This is a genomic window from Marinobacter sp. (assembly GCF_041686475.1).
Classification (GTDB): Bacteria; Pseudomonadota; Gammaproteobacteria; order Pseudomonadales; family Oleiphilaceae; genus Marinobacter.
Map to the genome: position 1 here is coordinate 1 of NZ_JAWLDU010000060.1, position 11,826 is coordinate 11,826.

Below are 11,826 nucleotides of genomic sequence, written 5' to 3' on the forward strand. Positions count from 1 at the left end.
GCCGCTTCCGTGGCTTCCCTGATCATCACCACCGAGGCGATGATTGCGGACGAGCCGGAGGAAGAAGGCGCCGGCGGCGGCGGTATGCCGGACATGGGTGGCATGGGCGGAATGGGGGGCATGGGCGGCATGATGTGATGCCGGCCTGACCCGGATCATTTCTCATTTTTGAGGAATGACCCCAGAAACCCGTAAAAACCCCGCGTTGGTTCACACTGACGCGGGGTTTTTTGTTTTTTTGTCATGAACTTGCGAAATGGCTTTGCTAGACTCGGCAACCGGCCATCCATCTTTGTGACACCGTATGAGCGAAACCCCAGCAAAAGCCTTTCTCAGACCCGGCAAGGTCTTCCTGCTGACCCTTGCCGGCTTGCTGGTTTATCTGGCTGCGTTGGTGGTTCTTGTCCCTGCCGGGTGGCTGTGGCAGCAGGCTTCCGCCCGTATGCAACTGCCTCCGGAAGTGCAGGTGCGGCAGGTGTCCGGCAAAGCCTGGTCCGGCGCCGCCGGGGCCATAGTGGCTGGCTATCCTGTTCGCCTGGAGTGGCAACTTGGCGCCCCGTCTTTGGGCGGGCTTTCATTGCCGGTCAGGTTTTCACTGGTCTCGTCACAATCCTCGGTTGATGGTCGTGTTACGGTCGACTGGCAGGGTTCCGGCAGCCTGGATGCAAGGGGAAGGCTGGCTGTCGGCGAGTTTGAGGATCTGATCCGGCGCAGTGGTGGCGCCGTGATTGAAGGAGATGTCACCGTTGACCGGCTGGAGCTTTCGTGGCGGGACGGCCGTGTCACCGGGGCTGATGGAACAGGCCGTTGGGCCGGTGGTGAGGTGACATGGCCCATGGGAAACAGCGTCGGGCGGGCAGATTTTCCACCCATGCAGGCCACCCTCGACAGCACTGACGATGGTGTCGCCCTGGTTGTTGCGGAGCAGGGCGGCGATGGCCCTGCAGCGGAGGCCGCAATACGCTGGAACGGCATGATGGATTTACGGGTCTATAAACGTATGGTGGATCTGGCCGATCAGCCATGGCCTGACTCTGCGGGGCCTGACGACGTGGTGTTCCGTGTCAGGCAGCCCCTGATTCCGGGAGGTGCCCTGTGATCCCTGTGGCATCCGTATCGGTTGGTTCTCGAATACCGCACTTGCTGGCCAATCTCCTGTTGGTCGGATTGGTGGTTTATCTTGCCTGGATACTGGCGCAGACTACGTGGTTGATTGCATGGGACGAGCGCCCGGTTGCAGAAGCTTCGTCACTGGCAAGCAGCGCCGGAACAGAGGCCGCTTCCAGGCGCCTGCAACCAATGGCCGCCCATCACTTCTTCGGCAGGGCTTCCGAGCAGACAAGAGTGGCGGAAGTGGTCCGGCGTTCCGCACCGGAGACCCGCCTGAATCTCAGGCTTGAGGGTGTGCTGGTGGCAGAGCGCCCGGAAGACTCCGGTGCTATAGTGGCGGGAAGCAATGGCGTAACGGAACATTATCGCGTGGGGGATGTTTTGCCCGGCAACGCAGAGCTTTCGGAAGTGGAACCGGGCCGGATTCTGATTCGTCGCAACGGGCAATATGAAAGCCTGGCATTTGATGAAGAGTCGTCAGCCGGTATGGTTGAGGACGTTGAAGAAGAACCGGATGTCGCCTCGCCGGAACAGTTCCTGAGTGAAGCCCGGGAGCAACTTGACTCCCAGGGTGTCGCGGCCCTGGCACCCTATGGTCTGAGCCCTGCGGGTGACGATGGCAGCTCCGGTTATGTTTACGATGGCTCCAGTGCCATGCTCAATGCCGTCAGCCTGCGGGCAGGCGATGTGATAACTGCCATCAACGGGCAGCGCCTGGGTGACCTTGAGCAGGACATGACGCTGCTTGAGGACTGGCGGTCGCAGTCGCAACTGGAAATTGAAATTGAACGGGACGGATCCATTCTGACCGTAAGCTATGCCATACCCGAACAGTGGCGATGAACGGATTTAACAATAGGACAAGAACGCCAGATGCTTAACCACAGATCCAATCTATTCCGGGCTTTTGTAGTAGCCCTGTTGTTGCCCCTGATGTCTGTCGCTTATGGCCAGGATGATGAAACCTGGCGCCTGAACCTCAAGGATGCCGATATCCGCGCCTTTGTGACCCAGGTGGCGGATATTACCGGCTACAGCTTCGTGGTGGATCCAAGGGTTAAAGGCAAGGTCACCGTGCTGTCCAGCGCCCCCATGAACAAGGATGAAATCTATGATCTGTTCCTGGCGGTGCTGCAGGTGCATGGTTTCACCGCCATTCCCGGCGAGGAAGTGATCAAGGTGGTTCAGCAGGTGGACGCCAAGCAGTCCGCGGAATCGCTGGACCGGTTTACGGAAACGCCCTCGGAACAGCTGATCACCCGGGTGATCCAGATTGATAACGCCAATGCCCTGGAACTGGTGCCGATTCTGCGGCCCCTGGTGGCGAAATACGGCCATCTGGCAGGGGTTGCCGCAGCCAATGCACTGATCGTCAGCGACCATTCCGCCAACATCCGGCGCATTGAGCAGATCGTCCGGGAACTGGACAGCCCTTCCAAGTACGAAGTGGAAGTCATCCAGTTGGAGGAAGCCTGGGTCGGTGACATGGTGGAGCTGTTGCAGGAGCTGGCACCGGACGAACTGGGCCAGGGCGGCGGAGAGAACGCAGCGCGCAAGTACAGCGTAACAGCGGACGAGCGCAGTAACCGGCTGATTCTTCGCGGTGATGAAACCTTCCGCGACAAGATGCGCGCCCTGATTACCAAGCTGGACCAGCCCTCAGCCACCGGTGGCACCACCAAAGTCATACGTCTGAGCCATGCCGACGCGGACAACCTGACGGAGATTCTCAAGGGTGTGATGGGTGAGCTGGCGAAAGAGTCCTCAGGCTCTGGCGGTTCATCCGGTGGCAGCTCAGGCAGCAGCCGCAACTCCGGCTTCGCAGTGTTTGCTGATGAGGGGCTCAACGCCCTGGTAGTGCGGGGCGAACCGTCGATGATGCAGGAGGCCGAGCAGATTGTGCAGGCGCTGGACGTGCGCCGTGCCCAGGTGATGATCGAGGCCGCCATTGTCGAAATCAGCGACGAGCTGGGCCAGGACCTCGGGGTGCAGCTTGCCGTCGGCGACGAGTCGGGTGAGTCCACACCGGTAGCCGGGACCAATTTCAACAACGTTGGTAACAGCCTGGGGGATGTGCTTGGGGCGATCCTGTCCGAGTCGCTCATTTCACCCGCAGCAGGTGGCATTACTATTGGCGCCGGCCAGCGTGATGAGGACGGCATTTCCTGGGGAATCCTCCTGCAGGCTCTGTCGACCTCCGCCGCAGCCAACCTGCTGTCGACGCCCAGTATCATTACCCTCGATAACCAGGAATCGGAAATTATTGTCGGCCAGAACGTGCCCTTCCGCACCGGCGAATCAACGGTTACCGGCGACGGCACCACCAATCCGTTCACGACCATCGAGCGCCGGGACATTGGCCTGACGCTCAAGGTGACACCCACCATCAGTGCCGATGGGCTGGTGCGTCTGGTAGTGGAACAGACCACCGAGAATATTGGCGACAGTGTCGAGTCAGCCTCGGACATCATTACCAACAAGCGTGAAATCAAGACCACCGTGCTGGCGGACGACGGGGAAACCATCGTTCTTGGCGGCCTGACCACTGACGATCTGCAGATCAACAAGAGCAAGGTGCCCCTGCTGGGAGACATTCCCGTGCTGGGCCGTTTGTTCTCGTCGGAGTCGGAACGCCGGGTGAAGCGTAACCTGCTGGTGTTCCTCCGGCCCACTATCATGCTGGGCAAGGCCGAGTCGATCGCAGCCACGGATGAGAAGTTCCAGAGCCTGTGGGAAATCAATCTCGGTGTGCGCCGCAAGCTGGGCCTGCCTGACCCTGAGAACCCGCCGGACAAGGACTCACTGTTCAACCCGCGGACTGACTGAGCCCCCGCCGCCGGGCCTAGGCGCTGAGCGGCGGCATCGGGCAGTCGAGCTGGTCTGCCACCAGGCGGATCAGCTCATACTCGCTGGCGTTAACTTTGCCGTCGGCCAGTACGCAATGTCCGCAGGCATCGATAATGCCCGGCTTGAGCAGGGGTGACAGGCTATTGAGCGTCAGCAGCGCCTGTCGCAACCGGGTCACCGACACTTCCGTAAGCAGTTCTGATTGCTTCCCGTTCGACACGAAGCCCGCCATGGCCTCAGCAAAGAGTGCCTGCCTGTTACGCTCGTCTTCCGCACCGGCTCTCGCCATCAGGCTGAACAGAACCTGCAGTTGTGTCATTACCGGCCGGTAGCTGCGATAACGCACCGGCACCACCCGCGCAGAATCACCGGCGAGATGACGGCGGAGAAAGGTATGCATCGCCAGTTCGAAGAGGCTCAGGCGGTTGTCGGCCCTGATCAGTGTTTCTGTGTTGGCCATCAGCAGGCTGCGCTCGTCCGGGTCCAGTTTTCGCAGCGCGGGCATGGCCAGTTCCAGTGCCGGAAATCTCACGCCTGGCCCCAGGGATTCCAGGCCGGGTAACAGCTTTTCCAGCAATTCCCGGTTAGGGCCAAGGATCGAACCGGCGTCGATCAGCGCCAGCCGTTGCTGCCTTGTCTGCGGTGGCAGCTGGTGAACCAGCAGTGCGTAACACAGCTGGATGGCGCCAGCGCGGGTATAAAGCAGGTTGCGGAAGGTGGAGGGCAGGCTGTTAAGGAGGCTTACCGCGTAATCCTCACTGCGCCGGTTAACCGTGCCTACGGTGCCGGATATCTTTTGAGGCCGCTGGGTGTTCAGCGGCGAGGTATTACTGGTATTACCGCCACCAAAGCCTGCCGCAGCTTCAGGAATGGCTGACGCTGGCGAAGGTGACCCTGCGGACTGCAGGGTTTCGGCAGATTCGGTGTCCCGAAGGCGGCTGCGAAGCCGTGCAAACATACCCGGCTGAATGGCTTCGATGCGTTCCTTTACCGGCGGGTGCGAGGCCAGCAGTGCTGTGAATTTCATCCGTGTACTTTCGCCAAAGCACATGTGGTTCATGTCGCTGGCATGGCTGGTAGTATCCAGATAGCCCCCTTTGAGGCCGATCTTGAACAGCGCACCGCCAATGCCTTCGGGGTTGCGGGTAAACTGCACAGAGGAGGCGTCTGCAAGCATTTCCCGCTGCCGCGAAACCGCTGACTGTATCAGCCGGCCGAAGAAAACCCCCACGTATCCTATCACCACCAGGGCGAGCCCGACGATCCCGAAGATGGCGGTCCCCCGTCGGTCGCCGGATCTGTGAGCAGACAGATGGGAACGACGCAAAAAAGAGGTTTGCAGCAGGAAACTGCCAATCTGTCCGAGCATGAGAATACCGGCCAGAATAGCGATCAGGCGAACGTTGAGCCGCATATCCCCGTTCAGGACGTGGCTGAACTCGTGGCCAACCACGCCCTGGAGCTCGTCACGGCTTAGTTGGGTGAGGGCGCCATGGGTTACCACCATCACGGCTTCACCGGGCGTATAGCCGGCCACAAAGGCGTTTATGCCGGTCTCGTGGTCCATCACGTAAAGATCCGGAACACTCACTCCGCTGGCAATGGCCATTTCCTCAACGATGTTGCGCAATTTGCGTTCATCGGAATCCCGGGTGTCTGGGTCGATGGCCCTGGCCCCGACCATTTTCGCGACCCTGTCGCCGCCTCCGGCCAGGTCGACCCAACGGATCAGCGAGCCAATGCCAATCAGGCTCACCACGGCCAGTGACGTAAGAAGGCCGTGACGGCTGATCAGCCAGTCTGCAAACGCCAGCCCGGTCGTCTCGCTGCGGGTCACCAGGTAGCCCACAAGGCAGACGCAAAGCGTGATGATGGCCACCGCCGCCAGAAACAGGAGCACGAGTACTCCGGTATTCCGGCGGGCGCTGGCCTGGCGCTGGAAAAATCCCTGGTGTGCCATGGCAGAAGGCCTCAGAAGGCGACTTTCGGGGCCTGGCGGGCCTCAGGGGATTCCAGTTCCAGCTGAGAGGAGGGCTTGAAGGCAAACAGCCCGGCAACAATGTTGTTGGGGAACTGCTCGCGGAAGATGTTGTAGGCCATTACGCCATCGTTGTAGGCCTGGCGCGCAAAGGAAACGCGATTCTCGGTACTGGAGAGTTCTTCCATCAGTTGCTGGATGGTCTCGTTGGCTTTCAGTTCCGGGTAGTTTTCCGCCACCGCGTAGAAATTGGCGAGGGCCTTGGAAAGCATGTTTTCGGCACTGCCAAGTTTCTGGATCTTGCCGCCGTCGGCGGGATCCCCGGCGGCATCCTTCTGGGCGCTGACGGCATTGTTGCGGGCTTCCATCACTTCGGTAAGCGTGTTGCGCTCATGGGAGAGGTAGGCCTTTGCCGACTCCACAAGGTTCGGGATCAGGTCGTGGCGGCGCTGCAACTGCACATCAATCTGGGCGAACCCGTTCTTGACCTGGTTGCGCAGCGAAACCAGGCGGTTGTAGAGATAGACGATAAAGAGAACGACTACGGCAATAACAATCAGGCCAATCAGTGTGGTTCCCATGGCAACTCCTTGCGTGCTGGGGATCGGGTTGGGTGTTCATTGCTCAGGCATTATTCTCCACGATTTTGCCGTGAAAGCCGGCGACGAATTTCTCAAAATCGCGGGGTTTGAGTGGTTTGCTGAAGAAATATCCCTGCGCCAGCTGGCAGCCTCTCTGGGCGAGGTAATATTCCTGTTCTGCCGTTTCGACACCTTCCGCCACAACCGTCAGGTTCAGGCTTTTGCCAAGGTCGATAATGGTATTGGCAATCCGGGTGTCTTCTTCATTGATCAGCAGGTCACGGATGAACTGTTTGTCGATCTTGAGGTGCTGTACCGGCATGCGCTTGAGGTAGGTCAGCGACGAATATCCGGTTCCGAAATCATCCACGGCAATGCTGATGCCCGCCCTGTGAAGGCGTTTGAGCTTGTCCACGGCTTCTTCCAGGTTGGTCATGAAGCTGGTTTCGGTTACTTCCAGTTCCAGCCGCCCGGCCGGGATGTTGTGGCGTTTCAGAGTGTCCAGGATCTCGTCAACAATGGAATCCTGGCGCAGCTGTACCGCCGACAGGTTGACAGCAATCCTCAGGGGCATGCCATCGCTGGCCCAGCGAGCGGCCTGCCAGCAGGCCTGGTCAAGCACCCATTGGCCGATCTCCACGATGCTGCCGTTCATCTCGGCAACGGGGATAAAGTGGTCCGGCGGAATAAGGCCCTTGACCGGATGCTCCCAGCGGATCAGCGCCTCGGCGCCAATGATGCGACGGGTCTCCAGGTTGATCTGCGGCTGGTATACCAGGTGGAACTGGTGATTGTTCAGTGCGACCGAAAGGTCTTTTTCAAGCTGTTTGCGTTCACGGATCTCCTGGTCGACGCTGGCAACGTAGAACTGGAAGTAGTTGTGCCCGCTTTCCTTGGCCAGCGCCATGGTCTGCTCGGCGCTCTGCAACAGCCGGTCGGCCTTTTCAGCGTCGCCCGGGAACAGGGCAATACCGAGGGTTGCCGTCATGGTCACGGACTGGTCGTCAAAGATCATCGGGCTGCTCACTGACGCCAGGATGCGGTCTGCGGTGTTTGCCGCCTGGAAACCGTCCCGCAGGCCTTTTTCCACGATAACAAACTGGTCGCTGCCCAGGCGGGCGATGGTGAAGCGTGTGCCCCCCAGTATCCGCGTAAGGCGGTCTGCGACCGCCTGAAGAATCAGGTCACCGGTGCGGAAGCCGCACTGCTCGTTGATGGACTTGAAATCATCAATGCCGCAGCAGATGAGGGACAGAACAGACCTGGTTTCCCGGGCTTCTTCGATATCGGTTTGCAGCAGCTCCATAAAGGTGTCCCGGCTGGGCAGGCCGGTGAGCTGGTCGTATCTGGCAAGCCGGTTAACACGGTCTTCCGCTTCCCGGTGTCGGGTCTGGCTGTCACCAATGGCCACCAGCAGGTTGTTGGTGGCATTGACCCAGAGGCCGAGCTCGTCTTTCTGGTGGCCCTGCGGAAGACGAATGAGGTTGTCGTCGGGGTGATCCGGATCTACCTGTTTTACCGATCGGACAATTCGCAACAGCGGTCGAGTCAGCAGCAAATGGAATACCACGAAAAGGACCATGCCAAGAATCACGGCAATGGCGATACCGGAGCCGAAGGTGACAGACGCACGCTCAAGCCAGGTGCGAGCTGCAGGGCCGGTGTCGTAGTGCAGTTCAAGGTAGCCGTAAACCTTCCTGCTACTGGAGCTGTCGTTGCGGGCAAGTTCCTGGTGATAGCTTCTCTCGGCCCCGAAAAACGGATCGGTCAGAGGGCGAAAGGGGCTGTCCTGAAGTGGCCGATCACGGCGGCCCAGGGCCTCGCCTTCCGGGTGCGTGATGCGTGCCAGGTGCATCGATTCCTGGGCGAAAAGGCCATCGACAACCTGCTGTGCCAGGTCGACATCGATGCTGAAAACGGCCTGTGTCGAGGCATCCCTGACCAGCGCCATGGTCTGCTTGGCCTGCGCATCGAGTGAGGCGGATACCCGTCTGGCGTCCAGGATGACCTGGATGGTGCTGACAAGAATCCCGCTGATCAGCGCAACTGCCAGTACCCATCTCAGAACCCGGTACCCCAGGCGATGTTCTACCTCAAAGAAATTTTGCATGGAGGCCTGTATGATTCGTTACAACTGAATGAGACCCGGCACCGCATTCCAGTGGGCTAGGGTACTCCCGGTCGACTGTTATTCTATAAGTATGGATCAGTTTTCAGCTACTACCTCCAGTATCGGCAATTTTTTCAGATAATTCAGGGTTCAGGTGTATCATTTTGTAATGGAGGGGTTCCGAGCAGATACAAAAAAACGCCCGCAACGTAGCGGGCGTTTTGTGCAGACTTCACTGCAGAAAGGCTGGAGCGTTATTACGCCAGGTTTTCGTTGACGAAATCCCAGTTGACCAGCTTCCAGAACGCTTCCAGATAGTTCGGCCGCGAATTGCGGTAGTCGATGTAGTAAGCGTGCTCCCAGACATCAACCGTCAGTACCGGCTTGTCTGCGGTGGTCAGCGGGGTTTCGGCATTGCTGGTGTTCACAATGGCCACGCTGCCGTCTGCTTTCTTGACCAGCCAGGTCCAGCCTGAACCAAAGTTATTGGCGGCCTTGTCGTTGAATTCTTTCTTGAAGTCTTCGAAGGAGCCAAAGGCTTTCTCGATGGCATCCTTGGCAGCACCGGTTGGCTCGCCGCCGCCGTTCGGGCTCAGGCAGTGCCAGTAGAAGGTGTGGTTCCAGACCTGGGCTGCGTTGTTGAACAGCGGGCCACTGGCACTCTTGATGATATCTTCGAGCGACTTGTTGGCGTTGTCTGTACCTTCAATCAGGCCGTTGAGCTTGGTCACGTAAGTGTTGTGGTGTTTACCGTAGTGATACTCAAGAGTTTCCTGAGAGATGTGCGGTTCCAGTGCGTTCTTTTCATAGGGCAGTGCGGGAAGTTCAAATGCCATGAGGTCGTTCTCCCTGATTCTTTCTGTTTATGTGGATGTAGAACCTAAATATAGGGGCGCTCTGAGTAATATCAACCCCTTGCCGTCAGTGTGCTGTCGAACTCCGGACAGCCGGGCAGGAACTGCGCGCAGTTCCTGATCCGCCATACCAGTTCTTCGTAGCTGTCCGCCAGAACGGTCACATGGCCGAGTTTCCGCCCCGGGCGCTCGCCTTTATTATAGAGGTGTACATGAGCGTAGGGCAGTTCGAGGATCCGTTCAATATCGCCATGCTCCGCGATGATATTGATCATGCAGCTGACCCCACGCGGCGCGGTGCTTCCGAGCGGATGACCGCTTACGGCGCGAATATGATTCTCGAACTGGCTTGTCATGGCCCCCTCAATACTCCAGTGGCCCGAGTTGTGCACCCTCGGCGCCATCTCATTGGCCACCAGACCATCGGCAGTTTCGAACAGCTCCAGGGTTAATACGCCCACATAACCCAGTTCGTTCAGTAACGCCTTGGTATACCGCTCGGCGTCTTCCTGCACGTACTTTTCGAGCTCCGGTGCCGGTGCAACGGAGTAGCGCAGGATGCCTTCGTGGTGAGCGTTTTCCGCCATGGGGTAAAACGCCAGTTCACCGTCCTCAGCGCGCACAGCGATGATGGAGACTTCACGGCGAAACTCGACAAACTTCTCGACGATCAGGCGCGGATGGCCGATTGACTGCCAGGCTGCAGCGGCTTCTGCCGGTGAACGGAGAACTGCCTGGCCTTTGCCGTCATAACCTTCGGTGTTAGATTTTGCGACAACCGGACAACCCAGTTCTTCAGCGGCAGCCTGCAGGGATTCGGCGCTGTCCGCGATTTTCCATTTCGGGGTAGGGATACCAAGTTCACCGAAAAGCGTTTTTTCCAGTTCGCGGTTCTGGCAAACCTGCAGCGCCCGGGGGCAGGGGTGAACGGGTTTTTCCTTCGCGATTCGCTCGGCTACGTCGACCGGTAGGTGTTCGAATTCGTAGGTGACACGGTCTACACGGGAGATAAAATCATCCAGATACTGCCCGTCCCGGTCGATAATAACCTCACCGAGCCCGGCACTGGGACTACCCGACATATCATAGAAAACAAACGTCTTGGCCAGCGGGTAACCAGCCAACGCCAACATGCGTCCAAGCTGACCAGCCCCTAGAACACCAATTCTCATCTGTTATCTCCTGCCATTAGGCATCTGCAAAAGTTCGGTGTTGTGAGCGGGTCGGGGCAGGCTTTCCAAAACACGCTCAAGCACATCCCTGTGGCGCTTGAGCTCCGCCATCCATGGCTCCGCACAGTTTTGGAAAGCCTGCCCCGACCCGCTCAGCCGACTATGGAGTTGTATTCACTGATCGCTGGGATCAGGATTATCCAGAATAGTCTGCGTCTGGTTCGCACGGAATTCATCAACCGCCTTGCGTACATCGGCGTCGGATGTGCCGATAATCTGCGCAGCGAGCAGGCCGGCATTGGTAGCGCCGGCCTTGCCGATGGCCAGAGTGCCAACCGCAATACCTCCAGGCATCTGCACTATTGATAACAAGGAATCAAGGCCGTTCAGAGCTTTGGACTGGACAGGAACACCGAGTACCGGCAATGACGTCTGTGAAGCGACCATGCCCGGCAGATGGGCAGCACCGCCGGCGCCGGCGATGATGACCTTCAGGCCGCGTCCGGCGGCGGTTTTGGCGTAATCAAACAGCAGGTCCGGGGTGCGGTGGGCAGAGACGACTTTCGTCTCGTAAGGCACGCCCAGCTTGTCCAGCATTTCGGCGGCGTGTTCCATGGTGGGCCAGTCTGACTTCGAGCCCATGATGAGTCCTACAAGCGGCTGCATATGCAACAGTCCTGATGTGTGAGAAAGCCGGCCATTGTATGTAAGGCCCAGTGACCATGCAAACAGACGATAGTCCCGCATCACGCGGGAGTATGTTTCCTGGCCTTCATTTTGCTGCGCCGCCAGGTACGGGTATTATCAGGCCTAGTGTCCCGTCTGGCTAATTCGTTAATCTACTGCGTGACGCTGGGGCTTCTGGCCAAGGCGCCAGTCCGCAGGTGTGGTGGTTCCACATCAAGGGCTGGCAACACCGGCCAGAAGCCCCAGCGTCTCGCCCTTCGGGAGCCACAGAGGGCCTTGATAGCCGCGTTGCGCTGTCTCGATTTGGAGCCACCAAACCTTCGCCACCGCGCCTAGCTCTCAAGGCCCTCTGTGGCTCAGTAGATTAACGAATTAGCCAGACGGGACACTAGTTACCCTTACCGTCCATATCATGGAGCTGTTATGGAACCGATCCGTCCAGATGATGATGAAGTGCGTTCCGGCTCTGCCGGCAATAAACCGGAAG

The 11,826-nt window shown here is 58.7% G+C and carries 9 protein-coding genes; 3 read left to right on the plus strand and 6 right to left on the minus strand.

The features are described 5' to 3' along the window. The first annotated feature begins 304 nt into the window (after positions 1-304). From gspN to gspD, 3 genes are read left to right on the plus strand one after another with little or no spacing between them, the layout of a single operon-like run. The gene (gene gspN, locus ACESMB_RS12490; protein ID WP_372971696.1) at positions 305-1,099 is read left to right on the plus strand and encodes a type II secretion system protein N; all 795 of its coding nucleotides are present in this window, start codon (positions 305-307) and stop codon (positions 1,097-1,099) included. Between the two features lie 41 nt (positions 1,100-1,140). Further along, positions 1,141-1,953: a type II secretion system protein N gene (locus ACESMB_RS12495; protein ID WP_372925031.1), complete on the plus strand. Its 813-nt coding sequence runs from the start codon at positions 1,141-1,143 to the stop codon at positions 1,951-1,953. Between the two features lie 30 nt (positions 1,954-1,983). Next, the gene (gspD, locus tag ACESMB_RS12500) at positions 1,984-3,936 is read left to right on the plus strand and encodes a type II secretion system secretin GspD (protein WP_372925032.1); all 1,953 of its coding nucleotides are present in this window, start codon (positions 1,984-1,986) and stop codon (positions 3,934-3,936) included. Positions 3,937-3,952: 16 nt separating this feature from the next. On the opposite strand, the gene ACESMB_RS12505 is transcribed toward gspD, so the two are convergent. The 6 genes from ACESMB_RS12505 to purE form a co-directional block, all read right to left on the minus strand. Then, a complete protein-coding gene (locus tag ACESMB_RS12505) occupies positions 3,953-5,917 on the minus strand; it encodes a M48 family metallopeptidase (RefSeq protein ID WP_372971697.1) in 1,965 nt (654 codons plus the stop codon). 11 nt (positions 5,918-5,928) lie between these two features. Continuing rightward, the gene (locus ACESMB_RS12510; RefSeq protein WP_372925034.1) at positions 5,929-6,516 is read right to left on the minus strand and encodes a LemA family protein; all 588 of its coding nucleotides are present in this window, start codon (positions 6,514-6,516) and stop codon (positions 5,929-5,931) included. Between the two features lie 43 nt (positions 6,517-6,559). Further along, the gene (locus tag ACESMB_RS12515) at positions 6,560-8,626 is read right to left on the minus strand and encodes a putative bifunctional diguanylate cyclase/phosphodiesterase (RefSeq protein WP_372971698.1); all 2,067 of its coding nucleotides are present in this window, start codon (positions 8,624-8,626) and stop codon (positions 6,560-6,562) included. Positions 8,627-8,883: 257 nt separating this feature from the next. Next, positions 8,884-9,462 carry a superoxide dismutase [Fe] gene (sodB, locus tag ACESMB_RS12520; protein ID WP_348294967.1) on the minus strand — a complete coding sequence of 193 codons (579 nt, stop codon included), beginning with the start codon at positions 9,460-9,462 and terminating at the stop codon, positions 8,884-8,886. 71 nt (positions 9,463-9,533) lie between these two features. Continuing rightward, a complete protein-coding gene (locus ACESMB_RS12525; protein ID WP_372925036.1) occupies positions 9,534-10,652 on the minus strand; it encodes a 5-(carboxyamino)imidazole ribonucleotide synthase in 1,119 nt (372 codons plus the stop codon). Between the two features lie 174 nt (positions 10,653-10,826). Continuing rightward, positions 10,827-11,318: a 5-(carboxyamino)imidazole ribonucleotide mutase gene (gene purE / locus ACESMB_RS12530; protein WP_372925037.1), complete on the minus strand. Its 492-nt coding sequence runs from the start codon at positions 11,316-11,318 to the stop codon at positions 10,827-10,829. Between the last annotated feature and the right edge of the window lie 508 nt (positions 11,319-11,826).

Excerpts from the sequence above, each read along its gene's own strand:
- gspN (WP_372971696.1), top strand. The coding sequence starts at position 305 with ATGAGCGAAACCCCAGCAAAAGCCTTTCTCAGACCCGGCAAGGTCTTC.
- gspD (WP_372925032.1), top strand. The coding sequence starts at position 1,984 with ATGCTTAACCACAGATCCAATCTATTCCGGGCTTTTGTAGTAGCCCTG.
- ACESMB_RS12505 (WP_372971697.1), bottom strand. The coding sequence starts at position 5,917 with ATGGCACACCAGGGATTTTTCCAGCGCCAGGCCAGCGCCCGCCGGAAT.
- ACESMB_RS12510 (WP_372925034.1), bottom strand. The coding sequence starts at position 6,516 with ATGGGAACCACACTGATTGGCCTGATTGTTATTGCCGTAGTCGTTCTC.
- ACESMB_RS12515 (WP_372971698.1), bottom strand. The coding sequence starts at position 8,626 with ATGCAAAATTTCTTTGAGGTAGAACATCGCCTGGGGTACCGGGTTCTG.
- sodB (WP_348294967.1), bottom strand. The coding sequence starts at position 9,462 with ATGGCATTTGAACTTCCCGCACTGCCCTATGAAAAGAACGCACTGGAA.
- ACESMB_RS12525 (WP_372925036.1), bottom strand. The coding sequence starts at position 10,652 with ATGAGAATTGGTGTTCTAGGGGCTGGTCAGCTTGGACGCATGTTGGCG.
- purE (WP_372925037.1), bottom strand. The coding sequence starts at position 11,318 with ATGCAGCCGCTTGTAGGACTCATCATGGGCTCGAAGTCAGACTGGCCC.